At 62.7% G+C, this 18,370-nt stretch carries 15 protein-coding genes; 9 read left to right on the top strand and 6 right to left on the bottom strand.

From position 1 onward, the window contains the following. Positions 1-203: 203 nt before the first annotated feature. Entirely contained in the window at positions 204-2,495 is a 2,292-nt protein-coding gene (locus C1896_15100) for a beta-glucosidase BglX (GenBank protein AZZ46110.1), read from the bottom strand. A gap of 92 nt (positions 2,496-2,587) precedes the next feature. Here C1896_15100 and C1896_15105 point away from each other — a divergent pair, with 92 nt between their 5' ends. Continuing rightward, on the top strand, positions 2,588-2,788 hold the full coding sequence (locus C1896_15105) for a hypothetical protein (GenBank protein AZZ46111.1): 201 nt from the start codon (positions 2,588-2,590) through the stop codon (positions 2,786-2,788). A 14-nt stretch (positions 2,789-2,802) separates the two neighbouring features. On the opposite strand, the gene C1896_15110 is transcribed toward C1896_15105, so the two are convergent. After that, positions 2,803-3,342, bottom strand: a complete 540-nt coding sequence (locus C1896_15110; GenBank protein ID AZZ46112.1) for a DUF3087 domain-containing protein — start codon at positions 3,340-3,342, stop codon at positions 2,803-2,805. 251 nt (positions 3,343-3,593) lie between these two features. Here C1896_15110 and C1896_15115 point away from each other — a divergent pair, with 251 nt between their 5' ends. The 6 genes from C1896_15115 (at position 3,594) to C1896_15140 (ending at position 11,308) form a co-directional block, all read left to right on the top strand. Continuing rightward, positions 3,594-4,148, top strand: coding sequence for a hypothetical protein (locus C1896_15115; protein ID AZZ46113.1), 555 nt, complete (start codon positions 3,594-3,596; stop codon positions 4,146-4,148). A gap of 157 nt (positions 4,149-4,305) precedes the next feature. Next, positions 4,306-5,322: a DNA ligase-associated DEXH box helicase gene (locus C1896_15120; protein AZZ46114.1), complete on the top strand. Its 1,017-nt coding sequence runs from the start codon at positions 4,306-4,308 to the stop codon at positions 5,320-5,322. A gap of 223 nt (positions 5,323-5,545) precedes the next feature. Then, entirely contained in the window at positions 5,546-7,255 is a 1,710-nt protein-coding gene (locus C1896_15125; GenBank protein AZZ46115.1) for an ATP-dependent DNA ligase, read from the top strand. Next, the gene (locus tag C1896_15130) at positions 7,252-7,785 is read left to right on the top strand and encodes a hypothetical protein (GenBank protein AZZ46116.1); all 534 of its coding nucleotides are present in this window, start codon (positions 7,252-7,254) and stop codon (positions 7,783-7,785) included. The genes C1896_15125 and C1896_15130 overlap by 4 nt, the downstream gene beginning before the upstream one ends. Then, positions 7,782-10,400: a DNA ligase-associated DEXH box helicase gene (locus tag C1896_15135; GenBank protein ID AZZ46117.1), complete on the top strand. Its 2,619-nt coding sequence runs from the start codon at positions 7,782-7,784 to the stop codon at positions 10,398-10,400. The genes C1896_15130 and C1896_15135 overlap by 4 nt, the downstream gene beginning before the upstream one ends. 251 nt (positions 10,401-10,651) lie before the next feature. Next, positions 10,652-11,308, top strand: a complete 657-nt coding sequence (locus C1896_15140; GenBank protein ID AZZ47690.1) for a DEAD/DEAH box helicase — start codon at positions 10,652-10,654, stop codon at positions 11,306-11,308. Positions 11,309-11,315: 7 nt separating this feature from the next. On the opposite strand, the gene C1896_15145 is transcribed toward C1896_15140, so the two are convergent. Next, positions 11,316-11,549 (bottom strand): hypothetical protein, encoded by a 234-nt coding sequence (locus C1896_15145; GenBank protein AZZ46118.1) that lies wholly within the window; start codon positions 11,547-11,549, stop codon positions 11,316-11,318. A 184-nt stretch (positions 11,550-11,733) separates the two neighbouring features. On the opposite strand from C1896_15145, the gene C1896_15150 reads away from it, so the two are divergent. Continuing rightward, complete coding sequence (locus C1896_15150; GenBank protein ID AZZ46119.1) at positions 11,734-13,065, top strand: carboxylic ester hydrolase; 1,332 nt, start codon at positions 11,734-11,736, stop codon at positions 13,063-13,065. A gap of 3 nt (positions 13,066-13,068) precedes the next feature. Continuing rightward, positions 13,069-13,743: a phosphoribosyltransferase gene (locus C1896_15155; GenBank protein ID AZZ46120.1), complete on the top strand. Its 675-nt coding sequence runs from the start codon at positions 13,069-13,071 to the stop codon at positions 13,741-13,743. A gap of 481 nt (positions 13,744-14,224) precedes the next feature. Here C1896_15155 and C1896_15160 read toward each other — a convergent pair whose 3' ends face one another. The 3 genes from C1896_15160 to C1896_15170 all read right to left on the bottom strand — a co-directional run bounded on the left by C1896_15160 (position 14,225) and on the right by C1896_15170 (position 18,360). Next, positions 14,225-14,764 (bottom strand): DUF2058 domain-containing protein, encoded by a 540-nt coding sequence (locus C1896_15160; GenBank protein ID AZZ46121.1) that lies wholly within the window; start codon positions 14,762-14,764, stop codon positions 14,225-14,227. 108 nt (positions 14,765-14,872) lie between these two features. Further along, on the bottom strand, positions 14,873-15,703 hold the full coding sequence (locus tag C1896_15165) for a nucleoside triphosphate pyrophosphohydrolase (protein ID AZZ46122.1): 831 nt from the start codon (positions 15,701-15,703) through the stop codon (positions 14,873-14,875). A gap of 410 nt (positions 15,704-16,113) precedes the next feature. Next, positions 16,114-18,360, bottom strand: a complete 2,247-nt coding sequence (locus C1896_15170) for a GTP diphosphokinase (GenBank protein ID AZZ46123.1) — start codon at positions 18,358-18,360, stop codon at positions 16,114-16,116. Positions 18,361-18,370 lie beyond the last annotated feature (10 nt).

The following is an 18,370-nucleotide window of genomic DNA, read 5'->3' on the forward strand; positions in this document are numbered from 1 at the left end:
ACCGCGTTGCGGCCCGGTTTGCTGTTGTTGGTCTTCCGCAGCGGCAAATGATTCCCTGCGGAGCCAAGCAAAGCGGCAAATCATCCCACGCCGCATGTGCGCCGGATAGCTACCTGGAGAGGTCTTTTTTCACATTGCGTGCCGTCGCCTAACGCCCGGCGGTAAAGGGCTGAGGCCAGGCGACCTGCGGTCAGTTCGATGTCTTACAGAAGCGTGAACTGCCCCCGCTTGACCCGTTCCGAATCCAACCCTATCTGCACCTCGAACACGCCGGGCTCAGCAACCCGCTCGAGTTGCGCGTTAACGAATTTCAGGTCCTCCTCTTCGAGCTTGAATCGGACCTCCCGCGTCTCGCCGGCCTTGAGGAAAACCTTGCGAAATCCTTTGAGCTCCTTCACCGGACGAATCACCGATGCCACCTCGTCCCGAACGTACAACTGCACGACCGTCGCACCGTCACGCGACCCGGTGTTTTTCAGCGTCACGCTTGCTTCCAGGCCGCCGCCGCGCGGCATGTTCGGGCTGGACAAGCGCACCTCGGACAATTCGAAGTCGGTGTAGCTCAGGCCATAGCCGAAGGGATAGAGCGGCCCATTGGGCTCCTCAAAGTACTGCGAGGTGTAGTTGCCCGGCTTGCCCTCGACATAGGGCCGGCCGACGCGCAGGTGGTTGTAATAGGTAGGAATCTGCCCCACCGAACGCGGGAAAGAGATCGGCAGCTTGCCGGCGGGATTCTGATCGCCAAAGAGCACATCCGCGATGGCATGTCCCCCTTCGGTACCACTGAACCAGGTTTCTACAACTGCATCGGCGTTGGCCTTCGCCCAGTTGAGATCCAGCGGACGGCCATTCATCAGCACCAGCACCAGCGGCTTGCCGGTCTTCTTGAGCGCTTTCAGAAGTGCTTGCTGGCTTTTCGGGATCTGCAGACTGGTGCGACTCGACGCTTCATGGGACATGCCGCGCGACTCACCGACTGCGGCAACGATCACGTCGGCCTGTTTGGCAATGGCGACCGCTTCGGCAACCATCGTTTCGGGTGAGCGTGGGTCTTGCACTACTTCGGGGTTGTCCCAGTTGAGAAAGTTCAGGTACTCGACCATGTGCGGGTCGTCGGTAATATTGGCGCCGCGGGCGTGACGCAGAACGGCTTTGTCACCCAACGCGTCGAGCAAGCCCTGGCGCAGGGTCACCGACTGTTTAGCGACGCCTGCAGCGGACCAGCTGCCCATCATGTCGACCGGCGAATCGGCCAGCGGACCGACCAGCGCAATGGTGCCGCGCTTTTGCAGCGGCAAGGTCTGACCCTTGTTTTCCAGCAGCACGATCGATTCACGCGCGACGGCTCTGGCGGCCTCGCGATGCAAACGGCTTTCCGCGTTGACGTCCGCCGGATCGTCTTTGGCCGAGCCGATGCGTCGGAACGGGTCGTGGAACAGGCCCATGTCGTACTTGGCGCCAAGCACCTCGCGCACAGCCGTGTCGATTTCGCCGATGCCGACCTCACCCGATGCCACCAGCCCCGGCAGTTCCTCGCGATACAGCGAGTCGGCCATGCTCATATCGATGCCGGCCTTGATCGCCAGCTTTGCCGCCTCGCGGCCGTCTTTGGCTACGCCATGACGCATCAGTTCGCTGATCGCCCCGTGATCGCTGAGAGCAACGCCGTCGAAGCCCCAGTCGCGCCGTAGCAGATCCTGCAGTAGCCAGGTATTCGCGCTGGCTGGCACTCCGTTGATGGAATTCAGCGCCACCATCACGCCCCCCGCCCCGGCGTCGATAGCAGCGTGATAAGGCGGCAGGTAGTCCTGATGCATGCGCATCGGGCTCATATCCACCACGTTGTAGTCACGCCCGCCCTCGACCGCACCGTACAGGGCGAAATGCTTGACGCTCGCGGTCACGCTGTCCGCCGCAGCTGGCGAATCGCCCTGATAGGCCTGCACCATGGTGCGCGCGATTTCCGAAACCAGATAAGGGTCTTCGCCGAAGCCTTCGGATGTACGGCCCCAGCGTGGATCTCGGGAAATGTCGACCATAGGCGCGAAGGTCATGTCCAGGCCGTCAGCACTGGCTTCGATGGCCTGCACGCGGCCACTGGTGGCGATTGTGTCGAGATCCCAGCTTGAGGCCAGGCCCAGGCCGATGGGAAAGATCGTCCGATGACCATGCACCACGTCATAGGCAAAGAAGATCGGGATCTTCATCCGGCTGCGCAGGGCTGCCTGTTGCATCGGCCGGTTGTCGTGGCGGGTGACGGTATTGAAGGTGCCGCCAATATGGCCCGCTTTCAGTTCGTCGAGGATGCGTTCGCGCGGCATATCGCCGCCGATGCTGATCAACCGCAACTGGCCGATTTTCTCCTCCAGCGTCATCTGCTCGATAAGGCTGGCGATAAAGGCCGGCTTGTCATCCAGCAAAGGGGAACGAGGTTCGGCGGCGATGGATTGCAGCGAAAGACCGGCCATCAGGCCGAGCATAAACAGCCGTTTCATTATTGGGAGATTCCTGAGCCTGAGAGGCTAATGGGACGAACCATCTGATTCTGGCATCGCCGGATTAAGCGTTGCCGAGTATGAGTTTTCCGATGGATTACAACCAGCGCTATCCAACGGCGGCGCAGCCATTGCAGCGCGCCGCTATGGGCATTCGGGATTACAGGTGTGCGGGGCACGCCGTTCGTCTCACCAGGAACCGGCAGCGATCAGTTGATCAGGCCGCCGGGGGGTACGCCAGCCAATCGGCAAGCGCGGCTGGCATGGACGGGATCGGACCACTTCGTCAGTGACCCGCCTCACAGGGTCACTTTCCTGCGGGGAAACGCTTCACGGAGGCTAGCCAGGCGTCATCCAGACGGTTTTGATCAATATCCATCCCGCGCGCTTCCATCATGTCGCGATGCTGATTGATTTCTTCTATCACTTCGCTGAGCGAGGCGCTGTTGCCATCCAGCTGATGCATCTGCGTCAGCCCGAGATGGTAGAACCGCAGCAGTTTTATCGCCTCGGGATCACCTGCTGCCACACCCGCCGTGACATGGTGCATGACGTTAGTGACGCTCATCAGGCTGCGTTTGAGGTTCCAGCCGTAAGCAGCGCAAGCCATCCAGGACTGCTGCAGATAGACAAAGCGCACCAATGCGGCAGTCAGCAGCAAACCGGCCACGACCCCTGCCACGTTCCACTTCAGGTTATCTGCACCCGCCTCGCCGAACAGCGCAACGGCCAGGGTCGCCAGCCCCATCGCCAGCACTGCAAAGGTCACGGCGACAACCAGCGTGCTGCGTCGCGTCTTCTGCCGGTAGGTTTCCGGGCTGAGCGACTTGATTTCGAATACCACCATGAGTTCGCGATCCTTGGGCTGGACGGGGAGAAAGTGCCGACGGCGTTGCATTATTACCCAGCCAAGCTTTGGGCAGCTGATACGGGACAGCCTTTGTGTCGCCCGTCGAAGACCACCATCGGGGCTGACGGACCCGGCATGCCAACGACGTCGCAGCACAGACAGCACGACCAACCCGCTGGCTTTCAAGCGTCAGTGCCAGGCTCTATGATCAGCGCATCCTTTCCTTGGCAGTCAAAAGGGCCTCTATCATGAGCCGCTATGAAATATCGTTTTCCGGCGAACTCGCTCCGGGCGCAAAGCTGGAGCAGGTCGAGGCCAACCTGACTCGCCTGTTTCAGGCCGACGCCCAGCGCATCGCCGTGCTGTTTTCCGGTCGGCGGATCGTGATCAAGCAGGACCTCGACCATGCCAGCGTCGAGAAGTATCGCCAGGCCATGGCCCGCGCGGGTGCCATTGCCGAAGTGCGACCGATGCCGGTGGAAGTCGAGGAAATCGAGCTCGCCCCGCCGCCGTCGGAAGACGCAGTTCCGGCACAACAGCCGTCTGCCCCTGCAGCATCGCCACAACCGTTGAGGGTCGCTCCGCGCGACGAATACATGGCGGCCTTCGTCGACGTCGAGGCGCCGGACTTCGGCATTGCACCGGTCGGCGTCGATCTTCAGGACGCCCGCGCGCCCGTGCAGCCGCCTGTTGTCGACTTGTCACAGTTCAGCCTGGCACCGGTGGGCAGCGATATGGGCGAACGGCGCCGTGCCAGCGATGCGCCTGTGCCGGACACCTCCCATCTGAAGTTGGTGGACTGATCCCCGCCCCGCAGGATGGCTTTTACTCCACCCACCTGACCAGAGGCGACCTCCCGGCCCTGTAGGGTGGGCTTCAGCCCACCGACGCGACCTTGCAGGCGAACTCCCAACGCCGACCCGCGCTCCAACGCTACAAGCCCGCAAAGTGTCTGTATTCATGGATCTTGTCGTTGCCCGCCCCGAAGGCCTGTATTGCCCGCCTGGTGATTTCTACATCGACCCATGGCGGCCGGTAGAGCGCGCCGTCATTACCCACGCCCACGGCGACCACGCGCGCTGGGGCATGGGCCATTACCTGGCCTCCCGCGACAGCGAAGGCATCCTGCGCTCACGCATCGCCGCTGACATGCCACTGCAGACGCTGGCGTATGGCGAGTCCATCGAGCACCACGGGGTCAGGCTCAGCTTCCATCCCGCCGGCCATGTGCTCGGTTCCGCCCAGGTACGACTGGAATACAAGGGCGAAGTCTGGGTCGCCTCGGGCGACTACAAGGTGGAGCCGGACGGCACTTGCGCACCCTTCGAGCCGGTGCGCTGCCACACCTTCATCACTGAATCGACCTTTGGTCTGCCGATCTACAAATGGCCCTCCCAGGCCGAGATATTCCGCGAGATCAACGACTGGTGGCGAGCCAACGCGGCGGCCGGGCGCGCCAGCGTGCTGTTCTGCTACGCCTTCGGCAAAGCGCAGCGCATCCTGCATGGCCTGGACGAAAGCATCGGCACCATCGTCGTCCATGGCGCCGTCGAGCCGCTGAACAAGGTTTACCGCGAAGGCGGCATCTATCTGCCACCCACCGTCTATGCCGGCGACCTGAAAAAAGGTGACCCGCGTTTGAAGCACGCCATCATCCTCGCCCCGCCCTCCGCCGGCGGCAGCACCTGGATGCGCCGCTTCGGTGACTACGCCGACGCCTTTGCCAGTGGCTGGATGATGCTGCGCGGCACCCGTCGCCGGCGCGGGGTCGACCGCGGCTTTGTGCTCTCCGATCATGCCGACTGGCCGGGCCTGCTCTGGGCCATCGAGCAGACCGGCGCCGAGCGGGTGATGGTGACCCATGGTTCAGTTGCGGTCCTGGTGCGCTACCTGCGTGAGATGCGCGGCCTCGACGCCCAGGCCTTCGAGACCGAATACGGTGATGAGGATGACGCCACGTCCCAGGAGGCCGAATGACCCGCAGTCGTGCCTTACGCTTCCTACGGAAGAAAACCGCCGCTGAAATACGACGCCGCCCCTGTAGGAGCGAGCTTGCTCGCGATCCGGAACCCTTGCGTCGCCATGGATCGCCAGCAAGCTGGCTCCTACCAAAGAGTATCAACACCGCGCTTCGCCACCACCCTCGCAGAAGCGAGCTTGCTCGCGAAGAGGCTGCCTCCGCCGCTAAAGGCGGGCCGAAATGAAAGCTTTCGCCACTCTATACAGCCGCCTCGATGCCACCACCTCAAGCAACGCCAAGCTCGCGGCGATGCGGGACTACTTCCGCGACGCCGATCCCGCCGACGCGGCCTGGGCGGTCTACTTTCTGGCCGGCGGCCGCCCGCGCCAACTGGTCCCGACACGGGTACTGCGCGAAACCGCCATGCATGCCTCTGTGTTGCCGGAATGGCTGTTCGAGGAAAGTTACCAGGCGGTCGGCGATATGGCCGAAACCATCTCACTGCTGATGCCCGAAGCCGAGCACAGTTCCGACGACGGGCTTGCCGTGTGGATGCAGGACAAGTTGCTGCCGCTGCGCGGCCTGCCGCCGGAAGAGCTGACCGAACGCCTGCCCGCACTCTGGGCACAGCTGGATCGACTGAGCCTGATGGTCTGCATCAAACTGATCACTGGCGCCTTTCGCGTCGGCGTGTCGAAACTACTGGTCACCCGCGCGCTGGCCTCGCTGGGCGATCTCGACCCCAAACGCGTCGCGCAACGGCTGGTGGGATACACCGACCTGTCTCATCGTCCCAGCGCTGAAGGCTACCGCGCACTGGTCGCCGAAGAGTCCGAACACGAGCATGCACAACGCGGCGGCCAGCCCTACCCGTTTTTCCTCGCCCATCCGTTGCAGGCGCCGGTCGAGGAGTTCGACACGTTGCTCGGTGCGCCAGAGAACTGGTTCATCGAGTGGAAGTGGGACGGCATCCGCGCCCAGCTGGTCAAGCGCGACGGGCAGATCTGGGTCTGGTCGCGCGGCGAAGAGCTGGTCAGCGAGCGCTTTCCGGAACTCTGCGAGCTGGCCGGCTGCCTACCGGACGGCACGGTGATCGATGGCGAGATACTGGTCTGGAAGCACGCGCCCGGCGAGCGTGCGACCGACTTTTTCCAGCAGCCCACTCGCGACGATAGCGAAGCAACCGAGCGCTTCGGCGTGCAGCCCTTCGCCCTGCTGCAACAGCGGATCGGCCGAAAGAACCTGACCGCCAAAGTGCTGCAGGACGCCCCGGTTGCGGTGCTCAGTTATGACCTCCTGGAATGGCAGGGCGACGACTGGCGCCAGCGAGCGCACCACGAACGTCGGCAACAGCTCGAATCCGTCGTCGCGCAATGCCCCAATCCACGGCTGATGCTGTCGCCGCTGGTGACCGGCCGTGACTGGACCGATCTGGCACGCCAGCGCGAGGCGTCACGCGCGCTTGGCGTCGAGGGCATGATGATCAAGGCGCGTGCCGCGCAGTATGGCGTTGGCCGGACCAAAGACGTCGGCGTCTGGTGGAAATGGAAGATCGATCCGTATTCCATCGATGCCGTGCTGATCTACGCCCAACGCGGGCACGGGCGACGCGCCAGCCTCTATACCGACTACACCTTTGCCGTCTGGGACGGCGAGCCAGGCGACCCCGAGCGCAAGCTGGTGCCCTTCGCCAAGGCCTATTCCGGGCTGACCGACGAGGAAATGCGCAAGGTCGACGCCATCGTGCGCAAGACCACCGTAGAGAAGTTCGGCCCTGTTCGCAGCGTGACGCCAACGCTAGTGTTCGAATTGGGCTTCGAAGGTATTGCCGCCAGCAGCCGACACAAAAGCGGCATCGCCGTGCGCTTCCCCCGCATGCTGCGCTGGCGTCTCGACAAGCCGGTGGATGAGGCCGATACGCTGGAGACGCTAAAGGAATTGCTCGGATGAAGCGGCCTAGAGAAGTCGGGCAGAAGCATGACGCCCATGTAGGAGCCAGCTTGCTGGCGAGCACCATCCGCGCGGAGCCCAAGGATCGCGAGCAAGCTCGCTCCTACGAAAAGCGGAAGCACGAGTCCCCTGTAGGAGCCAGCTTGCTGGCGATCACCATCCGCGCGGAGTCCGAGGTTCGCGAGCAAGCTCGCTCCTACGAAAAGCAGAAGCATGACGCCCATGTAGGAGCCAGCTTGCTGGCGATCAGCAATCCTGCGGAATCCGAGGATCGCGAGCAAGCTCGCTCCTACGAAAAGCAGAAGCACGACTCCCCTGTAGGAGCCAGCTTGCTGGCGATCACCACCCCCACGGAATCCGAGGATCGCGAGCAAGCTCGCTCCTACCAAAAGCCGAAGCACGACTCCCCTGTAGGAGCCAGCTTGCTGGCGATCAGCAACCCTGCGGAATCCGAGGTTCGCGAGCAAGCTCGCTCCTACGAAAAGCGGAAGCACGCCCTTCGCTTTCATCGGGTGGCCTTCAGGTTATGAGTAAGACGCCCGCGTCGCTTGCCGACCGTTGGTTTGCCAACCGCAACTGGAAGCCGTTCCCTTTCCAGCAGCAGGTCTGGCAGGCAGTACACAAGGGCGAATCGGGCGTGCTCCATGCCACCACGGGCTCGGGCAAGACTTACGCCGTCTGGCTTGGCGCGCTCAATCGATTCGCTTCTCCCGTAGCCGATTGGTCCACAGAAGACCCGCAGCCGTCTGCCAAGCCATCGGACAAACCTGCGCCGCTCACCGTCCTCTGGATCACACCCATGCGCGCGCTGGCCGCTGACACGGCCCGCGCGTTGCAAGCCCCGTTGGACGACCTCGGCATCAACTGGAGCATCGGCCTGCGAACCGGTGATACCAGCAGTTCAGAACGGGCGCGCCAGGGAAGAAGGCTGCCCAGTGCGCTGGTCACGACCCCGGAAAGCCTCACCCTGCTGCTGACCCGCGCCGACGCGCGCCAAGCATTCGCCGGGCTGCGCATGTTGGTAGTGGACGAGTGGCACGAGTTGCTGGGCAACAAGCGCGGCGTGCAGTTGCAACTGGCGCTGGCGCGGCTGCGCCAATGGATGCCAGAACTGATCGTCTGGGGGCTATCGGCCACCTTGGGAAATCAGCCGCATGCGTCGGAGGTGCTGCTGCACCCGAACAGCGGCAAGCTGGTACAAGGCAAGGTCGACAAGGATCTGCGGATCGACACCTTGCTGCCCGCGAGCATCGAGCGCTTCCCCTGGGCCGGTCACTTGGGTCTGCGCATGCTGCCGCAGGTGGTCGAAGAGATCGACTCCGCCGCCACGACACTGGTCTTTACCAATACCCGCTCTCAGTCGGAGATCTGGTATCAGGCGATTCTCGGTGCGCGGCCGGACTGGGCCGGGCTGATCGCGCTGCACCATGGCTCGCTGTCGCGCGAGGTACGTGACTGGGTAGAACTGGGCCTCAAGCAAGGCGCGCTCAAGGCTGTCGTTTGCACCTCAAGCCTGGATCTTGGGGTCGACTTTCTCCCGGTCGAGCGGGTGTTGCAGATCGGTTCGCCTAAAGGCGTGGCGCGGCTTATGCAGCGCGCCGGGCGCTCGGGTCATGCACCGGGGCGCACCTCCCGTGTCACGCTGGTCCCCACCCATAGCGTGGAAGTGATAGAAGCCGCCGCTGCGCAGGTCGCCATTGCCGAACGCCGGATCGAAGCCCGCAGCGCCCCGCAGCGACCGCTCGATGTGCTGGTGCAACACTTGGTGAGTATGGCGCTGGGCGGAGGCTTTCGACCTGACGAGTTGTTTGCCGAAGTGCGCCAGGCCTGGTCCTACCGGGAGCTGAACGACGAGCACTGGCAGTGGGCGCTGGCCTTCGTCCGTCATGGCGGGCATTCGCTAACCGCCTACCCGGATTACCAGCGTGTCGAGCCGGACGAGACCGGGCTGTGGAAGGTCCCGAGCCGCCGCGTGGCGCTGCGTCATCGCATGGGCATCGGCACCATCGTCAGCGATGCCAGCCTGACGGTGAAATTCTGGGCCAAGGGAGGCGGCGGCCGTTCGCTGGGCACCATCGAGGAAGGGTTCGTCGCGCGCTTGCGGCCCGGCGACAATTTTCTCTTCGGTGGGCGCCTGCTGGAACTGGTGCGGGTGGAGAACATGACCGCCTACGTCAGTCGCGCCACGGGCAAAAAAGCCGCCGTGCCACGCTGGAACGGCGGTCGGATGCCGCTGTCCAGCGAACTGGCCGATGCGGTGGTCGAGCAGCTCGGCGCCGCCTCGCGCGGGCAGTTCACCACGCCCGAGATGCGTCTGGTCGAGCCGTTGCTGCGCGTGCAGATGGACTGGTCGGCGCTGCCCACCGAAACCACCCTGCTGGCCGAGGTGATGAAGTCCCGCGAGGGCTGGCACCTTTTCCTCTACCCTTTCGCGGGTCGCCACGTACATCTGGGGCTCGCCAGCCTGCTGGCCTGGCGCATGGGCCAGCACCAGCCGCTGACCTTCTCCATCGCCGTCAATGACTACGGGTTCGAACTGCTCTCGGCGACCGAAGTGGACTGGTTGCAGTGGCTGACGCCTGATCTGTTCAGTCAGGACAATCTGCTGCATGACGTGCTTGCCAGCCTCAATGCCGGTGAGCTGGCGCGCCGTCGTTTCCGGGAGATTGCGCGGATCGCCGGACTGGTCTTCTCCGGCTACCCCGGGGCTCAGAAAAGCGCGCGCCAACTGCAGGCCTCCAGCGGCCTGTTCTTCGACGTGTTTCGCCAGTACGACCCGGCCAATCTCCTATTGAATCAGGCCGAGGAAGAAGTGCTGCGCCAGGAGTTGGAAGTCGAGCGACTGGAGCAGACCATGAACCGTCTGCAACAGCGGCAATTGGACATTCACCCGGTCAAGCGCACAACGCCGCTTGCGTTCCCGCTTATGGTCGAACGCTTCCGCGAAAGCATGAGTTCGGAAAAGCTCGCTGATCGCATCCGCCGCATGGTCGCGGAATTGGACAAGGCAGCAGGTCCCGGTGGCTATCAGCCAGAGGGCGACGCCAGTATTGCCGTGGAACGGGAAACCAGCCCCAAGCGCAAACCGCGCGCAACCAAGGACGGCACGCCAAGGCCGAAAAAGGCGCGACGCGCCACCCGATAGACACGCCCGATGGATCGCTCCGCTGCTACGTGAGGAGACGCCCGGGTAAGCGCAAGCTTGCCGGCGTACGCTCAGTTCACCGCTAATCCACGCTCGGCCTACTGGCATACGCCATCGGACACATCACTTTGCCGCCCCCCATGAGCGCTCTCGAGGCCTCGGGACCCATGCAGGGAACCGTAGGAGCGAGCTTGCCCGCGAACGCCGCCCAGCGATGGGAACCCGCAACCGCCCGCGATAAACTCGGCCACATGACCCCGCACCTACCCATCGAACTCGAGCAGACGGAGCTCTGGTTGCTCCCCGACAAAGCCATCTATTGGCCTGATCGAAAAGCACTGCTGATCGCCGATATCCATTTCGGCAAGGCCGCTGCCTATCGTCGTCTTGGCCAACCGGTGCCACACGGCACCACCCAGGCCAACCTGCAACGGCTCGACGCCCTGCTCGACCGCTACCGCTGCGAGCAGCTGATTTTCCTCGGTGATTTCCTCCATGCGCCGGAATCACAGACGCCCGCCACGCTCAGCCAATTGCTCGACTGGCGCGCCAGACACCCAGAGCTTGCGGTGACCCTGATACGGGGCAACCACGACCGTCGCGCCGGCGACCCGCCTGCCAGCCTGGCAATGACCGTGGTCCCCGAACCGCTGCTGCTCGGCCCGTTCGCCCTGCAACACGAACCCGATCCGCATCCCAGCCATCACGTCCTGGCAGGCCATCTGCACCCGGCGTTCCGCCTGCATGGACGCGGCCGTCAGTCGTTGCGTCTACCCTGTTTCTGCCTAGGCGAGCGGGTCAGCCTGCTGCCGGCCTTCGGCAGCTTCACCGGAATGATGGAAGTAGACGCCGACCCGGGCCGGCGTCTTTTCGTGGTTGGGGGTGATGGGGTATGGCAGGTGGCGTGACGTGGGTTTAAGCCTGTGAGATGCCGGTTACGGTGATACCAAAGCGCTCGCTCAAACGTGTGGCAGGGGTCTCCTCCACATCGGGGTCGTGCTCGTAGGCATCTTCTTCTCCGGCGTAATCCTGCTCGGCCTTGCGGGTAACCAGCTCTACTGCCTCGTCTATATCCGGCTGGCGATCGGATTCGGTCCGCAGAATGGAGGTATTGCCGTCTTTGCTGTAAGCGATGATCCAAGTCGTCATGGGTGCCCCTCGTGTCTTAGCGCCTTCGGCGGAAACTCGCTCGCCGAGATTGGCGTCGCTTTGGTTAGAGACTAGTTCGTCGCATTCAGTTCTGCCGCTTGTGCTTGTTGAATCAGCTGCCGGACGGTCTGAACGGGGCAATCCGCCGTCGGTCATCCTAGAAAGCAGACCAGGAGACGAGACCATGATCCAGTCACGTCCACGATCTAAAGAAACGACCGAGGAACAGCTGGTAGAGCTGCTGCGCCGTAGCGCAACCGTATTGCCTGCCATTGATGATCCGGAATTTGCCGACGCCTTCGAGCAGTTCGCTGACGCACGGGTGGTGTTGATCGGCGAAGCCAGCCACGGCACGTCGGAGTTCTACCGCGCCCGAGCGGCGATAACCCGCCGATTGATCGAGCGACACGGCTTCAGCATCGTCGCCGTCGAAGCCGACTGGCCGGATGCGGCAAAGATCGACCGCTACGTGCGTCAACACCAGCCACCCGCCTGGGTCGAGGAAGGCTTCAAACGCTTTCCGATCTGGATGTGGCGCAACCAGGAGGTCGCTGATTTCGCCCGTTGGCTGCGTGACCACAACGATGGCCTACCCGCCGAACAACGGGTGGAATTTCGCGGGCTGGACGTCTACAGCCTGGGTGCCTCGATCCAGGAGGTGGTCGGCTATCTCGACCGGGTCGACCCGGACGCCGCCGCGACCGCGCGGCGCCGATATGGCTGTCTCAGCCCTTGGCATGACGAGCCGGCGATCTACGGTCGCAACGTGATGCGCGGCGAACCCTCCTGCGAGAGCGCCGTGGTCGAACAGCTACGCGCCTTGCTCGACCAGCGGCTGGAATACATGAAGAAGGACGGCAGCAGCTTCTTCAATGCCGAGCAGAATGCACGCGTCGTGCTCGCCGCCGAGCAGTACTACCGAGCCATGTACCAGGGCTCGACCGAATCGTGGAACCTGCGTGATCGGCACATGTTCGACACCTTGCAGGCCCTACTGGCGCATCGCGGTGAGGGTGCCAAGGCGGTGGTCTGGGCGCACAACTCGCACATCGGCAACGCCGCTTCGACCTCCATGGGCTGGGGCGGCGAATTCAATATCGGTGAGCTGTGCCGCACCGCCTTCGGTCGCGATGCGGTGCTGATCGGCATGGGTACCGACCGCGGCGAGGTGGCAGCGGCTGACAACTGGGACGAACCCATGCAGGTCAAACAGGTTCGGCCGTCGCGCCCGGACAGCTGGGAGCAGCTGTTCTTGCGCACTGAACTACCGGCTTCGCTAACCACGTGGCGCGATGATCCGCAGCTCCGCAAAGCACTGGCCAGGCCGCGCCTCGAGCGGGCCATTGGGGTGATCTACCGTCCGGCTACCGAACGCCAGAGCCATTATTTCCAAGCCATACTGTCTGAACAGTTCGACGCCCTACTCTGGCTCGAACAGACCCACGCGGTCAAACCGATCGGCCCCCAGCAGATCGATGAAGAGAGCGTTCCGGATACCTACCCATTCGGAGAATGAGTCATGCGCGTCTTAATGCCCGAATCGCAACTGTTTCGCGACCGCACCCATGCCGGCCAGGAGTTGGCCGAAGCCCTGCAGCACCTTGCGGCGGATTCGCCTCTGGTGCTGGCCCTGCCGCGCGGAGGGGTTCCGGTCGCCTTCGAAGTGGCGCAGCGCTTGAGGGCGCCACTGGATCTGGTGCTGGTGCGCAAGATCGGCGCGCCGGGTAACGAAGAGCTGGCGCTGGGCGCGGTGATCGACGGCGCCGAGCCGAAGTGGGTGATCAACCAGGAATTGCTTAACCAGATCGCACCACCACCGAGCTGGTTCGAAGAAGAAATGCAGCGTCAACTGACCGAGCTGGAACGCCGTCGGCATCGCTACTGTGGCGAGCGACCAGCCCCCGTGCTCACGGATCGCTGCGTCATCGTGATCGATGATGGCATCGCCACCGGTGCCACGGTGCGGGCAGCGTTGAAGGGGCTCAAGCAATCGAAGCCGAGCCACGTGGTCCTAGCCGCGCCAGTGGGCCCACGGGATGTGATCGAAATGTTGAAAACAGAAGTGGACGAGCTGATCTGCCTGGCAATGCCCGAGCCGTTCATCGGGGTTGGTTGTCATTACGGCAACTTCGAACAAACCAGCGACGAGCAGGTGGTCGACCTGCTCGCGCGGGCCGCTGGTCCGGCGTGGTGATGGCTGTCAGGCTACCGGGTCTGGCGGCGGCTGATCCGGGATAGTCGGCTCGCCGGGCTCGCTCGGCAGGTCCGGCACGCCAGGCTCTTCGGGGTCACCGGGCACGCCGTGGGCTTGCCAGCTGAGCGTATCGATCTCTTCCGAATAACGTGTGGTTTCCATTTGAGTCCTCCTGCTGTAACCGAAAGCCCGGTCGGGCTATTGCAGTAGACGCCACAAGGCGGCCATAAATCCATCCTCCCGTCGGAGGTGCTCGGGAACGCTTCTAACGGCTACATCCGCAAGCGCAGTCGCCAAAAGAGCTTGCTCGCGAACCGATATACGCATTCGCCAGCAAGCTGGCTCTACAGAGGCGCCTGCGCGGTGGTCGCAGTGAGCCCAGAACGCACTAGCCAAGGACAGTGACCCTTACGGCAGCCAACAGGTCGACCGCCTCGGCAATACGCCTTACTGACTGGCCGCACTGAGGATCGGCGGGCTCTTACCACATCAGATCGTCAGGGATCTGGTAAGCGGCATAAGGATCATCGGCATCCGGCGCTTCGGTCTGAACATTGAGCTGCACGATGCGGCGCGGGTCGCGCTCCTGAATCTTCAGTGCTGCCTCACGCGGGATCACTTCATAACCGCCGCCATGGCGGACGATAGCCAGCGAGCCACTGGAGAGCTTGTCGCGCATCAGCTTGTTCACCGACAGGCGCTTGACCTTCTTGTCGTCGACGAAGTTGTAGTAGTCCTCGGTGGTCAACTTAGGCAAGCGGCTGCCTTCGATCAGTTGCTTGACCTGCGCGATACGGGCCTTCTGTTCGGCTTTTTCCTGCTGCTGACGGTTCAGCTCCTGGTCGCGGGCGAGTTTTTCGGCATGAGCCTTAAGTGCCGCATCGCGTTGCGAGGTGTCCTGCTCAGCCTGGCCTTTCTTCACCAGGCGCTGCTGTTTCTGCTGTTGCTTGCCGGCCTGCTTGGCCTGTTTTTCATTGACCAGCCCGGCTTTGAGCAGCTGATCGCGAAGGGAAAGACTCATGTGTCGGCTCGTCTCGTCGTGAATTCAAATTAGACGTAAGGGCGGATCAACCAGGATCCACCGAGCGGGGTCGTGGCCCTGACAACTTCCACGATTACGCTCCGGCTATCAACCGCAGGTCGGTATCTTTTCGGCTTTCTTGGCCTCGCCCCATAGCGCGTCGAGCTCTTCCAGGTCGCAATTTTCAATGGGCCGGCCGCTATCCCGCAAGGTTTGTTCGATAAAGCGAAAGCGTCGCTCAAACTTGCGATTGGCCGCTCGCAATGCATTCTCCGGATCGACCTTCAGGTGCCGCGCCAGATTGACCGTGACGAACAGCAAATCGCCGATTTCCTCAGCAATGGCCTCCGGGTCGTTCTCGCTCATGGCCTCGAGGACTTCGTCGAGTTCCTCACGCACCTTGTCCACCACCGGCAACGCGTCCGGCCAGTCGAAGCCGACCTGAGCGGTGCGCTTCTGCAGCTTGGCGGCGCGACTCAAGGCGGGCAACGCGCTGGGCACATCATCAAGCAGCGACAGTTGCTCGGGCACTGCTGACTTCTCCGCGCGTTCCTCGGCCTTGATTTCTTCCCAACGCTGCTTGATCTGCGCTTCGTCGAGACGGGGCAACTCCGGCGAGCCGTAGAGATCGCCGTCAGGGAACACGTGCGGGTGCCGACGCAACAGCTTGCGGGTGATGCCATCAACGACCGCATCGAACTCGAAGCGGCCCTCCTCCTTCGCCAGTTGGCTGTAATAGACAACCTGGAACAGCAAGTCGCCCAGCTCACCCGGCAAATGATCGAAGTCACCGCTCTCGATGGCATCCGCCACCTCATAGGCTTCTTCCAGAGTATGCGGCACGATGCTGGCGTAATCCTGCTGCAGATCCCACGGGCAGCCATGCTGCGGATCACGCAGCCGGGCCATCAGGTGCAGAAGGTCATTGAGCTGGTACATGAGATTCCTCGGTGAAAGCCTGAGAGTGAAGCTGAGGCCATTGTAGGGTGGATGACGCTTCATCCATCCACCGCAGCGTCGTCATGGTGGATGTAAAAAGCGACATCCACCCTACGGTGTTACGAGCTCTTGCAGCGACCGTACGGCCCCGAGCGTCACGAGCAAAGAGCTGGCTAGGCGAATCTCAACCGAAAAAGCGGAGTTGGCTGTTGCCAATGAGCATTTTTCGGTTGGGCTTCAACAACGTCAGATCGAGCGCAGCAGCTCAGATCAGATACCAAACAAAAACAGACCTGACCGTCGCGAGCGAAGGCCAGACAAGGCGCAAGCTAGCTGAAAAAGCGGAGTTGGCTTCTGCCAATGAGCATTTTTCAGCAAGCTTGCAACGCCGTATGGCCGAGCGCAGTAGGTCAGGAGGTACGCTGGCGCTTGGCCTCGATAATATTGGGCAGCTGCGAGATTCGGCTGAGTAGTCGCCCCAGCGCATCAAGCCCAGGTATCTCAATGGTGAGCGTCATCTGCGCTGTGCTGTCTTCCTTGTTCGAGCGGGTGTTGACGGCCAGTACGTTGATCCGCTCGTTGAGCAGGATCTGCGAAACGTCACGCAGCAGGCCGGAACGGTCGTAGGCGCGAATGCTGATGTCTGCCGGATAGGTCTTCTCGGGGATCGGCCCCCAGCTGACCTGAATGATCCGCTCCGGCTCACGTCCGGACAGCTGCAACACCGAGGCGCAATCCTGGCGGTGGATGCTGACGCCGCGCCCTAAGGTGATGTAACCGACAATCGGATCGCCCGGCAGCGGCTGGCAGCAGCCCGCCATTTGCGTGAGCAGATTGCCGACACCCTGGATCTGCACGTCGCCGCGCTTGCCCGGTTTGGTGCTGGTGGGGCGCTTCGGGATCAGCTCAAGCTGATCGTCGCTATGGCTATCCGGTTCCACCAGTTGCTGGGCATGATTGACCAATTGCGCCAGACGCAGGTCGCCGGCACCCAGTGCGGCGAACATGTCTTCAGCGGTCTTCAGGTTGGCTTTTTCCGCCAGTTTGTCGAAGTCCACCGGCGGCAGATCGAGGCGACCCAATTCGCGTTCCAGCAACGCCTTGCCAGCCGCAACGTTCTGGTCGCGGGCCTGCAGCTTGAACCAGTGGACGATCTTCGCCCGCGAGCGCGAGGTGGTGATGTAACCCAGGTTGGGGTTCAGCCAGTCGCGGCTCGGCGAGCCGTGCTTGCTGGTGATGATCTCGACCTGCTCGCCGGTCTGCAGGCTGTAATTGAGCGGCACGATGCGCCCATTGATCTTGGCACCCCGGCAGTTGTGGCCGATCTCGGTGTGCACGCGGTAGGCGAAGTCCAGCGGTGTGGCGCCCTTGGGCAGATCGATGGCATGGCCGTCCGGGGTGAATACGTAGACGCGATCGGGTTCGATGTCGACGCGCAGCTGATCGGCCAGACCGCCAATATCACCCAGCTCTTCATGCCATTCGAGCACCTGACGCAGCCAGGAGATCTTTTCCTCGTAGTGGTTCGAGGTGCTCTTGACGTCGGTGCCCTTGTAACGCCAGTGCGCGCAAACGCCCAGCTCGGCTTCTTCGTGCATGGCCTGCGTGCGGATCTGCACTTCCAGCACCTTGCCTTCCGGCCCTAGCACCGCGGTATGCAACGAGCGGTAGCCGTTCTCCTTGGGGTTGGCGATGTAGTCGTCAAACTCCTTGGGAATGTGTCGCCACAGGGTGTGCACGATACCCAGCGCGGTGTAGCAATCGCGAACCTCGGGCACCAGCACGCGAACGGCGCGAACGTCGTAGATCTGACTGAACTGCAGGCCTTTCTTCTGCATCTTCCGCCAGATCGAATAGATGTGCTTGGCACGCCCGTCGATTTCGGGATGGATCCCGGTGGCGGTCAGTTCGTCCTTGAGTTGCTGGACCACGTTCTGGATGTACTGCTCACGATCCAGCCGGCGCTCATGCAGCAACTGAGCGATCTGCTTGTACTGTTCAGGCTCAAGGTAGCGGAAGGACAGGTCCTCCAGCTCCCACTTGATGTGACCGATGCCCAGGCGATGGGCCAGCGGTGCATAGATATCGAACACTTCCCGAGCAACGCGGTGGCGCTTGTCGTCATCGGCGTTCTTTACCGCGCGGATGGCGCAGGTTCGCTCGGCCAGCTTGATCAGCGCGACGCGGACGTCGTCGACCATCGCCACCAGCATCTTGCGCAGGTTTTCCACTTGGGTTTGTGTGCCCAGCACCAGCGACTCGCGCGGGTTGAGACTGTCGCTGATGGCCGCCATGCGCAGCACACCTTCGATCAGCTTCGCCACCACCGGGCCGAAGTGCTGGTGCACCTCGGCCAGCTGGATCTTGCCTTCGCGCACGCCGCGGTAGATGACGGCCGCGACCAGGCTGTCCTGATCAAGCTTGAGGTCGGCGAGAATCTCGGCGATTTCCAGCCCAATCTGGTAACTGGAGGTGCCTTCACTCCAGAGGTTCTTTGCCGCGTTCGCCTGCTGCTCCGCCGCTCGGGCGAACTCGCAGGCCTGCTTGAGTGCGTCGCGGTCGAGTGCCGGGTCCATCCCCAGCACATGATCGAGCCAGCCATCGAGGTTGATGCTGCCGTCGGTGTTGATCGGCTGAAGCGCTCTGACCTGGACCATCTAATACCTT

This window comes from Pseudomonadaceae bacterium SI-3 (genome assembly GCA_004010935.1).
In the GTDB taxonomy this organism is placed as follows: Bacteria; Pseudomonadota; Gammaproteobacteria; order Pseudomonadales; family Pseudomonadaceae; genus Stutzerimonas.

Excerpts from the sequence above, each read along its gene's own strand:
- C1896_15100 (AZZ46110.1), bottom strand. The coding sequence starts at position 2,495 with ATGAAACGGCTGTTTATGCTCGGCCTGATGGCCGGTCTTTCGCTGCAA.
- C1896_15120 (AZZ46114.1), top strand. The coding sequence starts at position 4,306 with ATGGATCTTGTCGTTGCCCGCCCCGAAGGCCTGTATTGCCCGCCTGGT.
- C1896_15160 (AZZ46121.1), bottom strand. The coding sequence starts at position 14,764 with ATGAGTCTTTCCCTTCGCGATCAGCTGCTCAAAGCCGGGCTGGTCAAT.
- C1896_15115 (AZZ46113.1), top strand. The coding sequence starts at position 3,594 with ATGAGCCGCTATGAAATATCGTTTTCCGGCGAACTCGCTCCGGGCGCA.
- C1896_15145 (AZZ46118.1), bottom strand. The coding sequence starts at position 11,549 with ATGACGACTTGGATCATCGCTTACAGCAAAGACGGCAATACCTCCATT.
- C1896_15130 (AZZ46116.1), top strand. The coding sequence starts at position 7,252 with ATGAAGCGGCCTAGAGAAGTCGGGCAGAAGCATGACGCCCATGTAGGA.
- C1896_15110 (AZZ46112.1), bottom strand. The coding sequence starts at position 3,342 with ATGGTGGTATTCGAAATCAAGTCGCTCAGCCCGGAAACCTACCGGCAG.
- C1896_15105 (AZZ46111.1), top strand. The coding sequence starts at position 2,588 with ATGGATTACAACCAGCGCTATCCAACGGCGGCGCAGCCATTGCAGCGC.
- C1896_15150 (AZZ46119.1), top strand. The coding sequence starts at position 11,734 with ATGATCCAGTCACGTCCACGATCTAAAGAAACGACCGAGGAACAGCTG.
- C1896_15140 (AZZ47690.1), top strand. The coding sequence starts at position 10,652 with ATGACCCCGCACCTACCCATCGAACTCGAGCAGACGGAGCTCTGGTTG.
- C1896_15155 (AZZ46120.1), top strand. The coding sequence starts at position 13,069 with ATGCGCGTCTTAATGCCCGAATCGCAACTGTTTCGCGACCGCACCCAT.
- C1896_15165 (AZZ46122.1), bottom strand. The coding sequence starts at position 15,703 with ATGTACCAGCTCAATGACCTTCTGCACCTGATGGCCCGGCTGCGTGAT.
- C1896_15170 (AZZ46123.1), bottom strand. The coding sequence starts at position 18,360 with ATGGTCCAGGTCAGAGCGCTTCAGCCGATCAACACCGACGGCAGCATC.
- C1896_15135 (AZZ46117.1), top strand. The coding sequence starts at position 7,782 with ATGAGTAAGACGCCCGCGTCGCTTGCCGACCGTTGGTTTGCCAACCGC.
- C1896_15125 (AZZ46115.1), top strand. The coding sequence starts at position 5,546 with ATGAAAGCTTTCGCCACTCTATACAGCCGCCTCGATGCCACCACCTCA.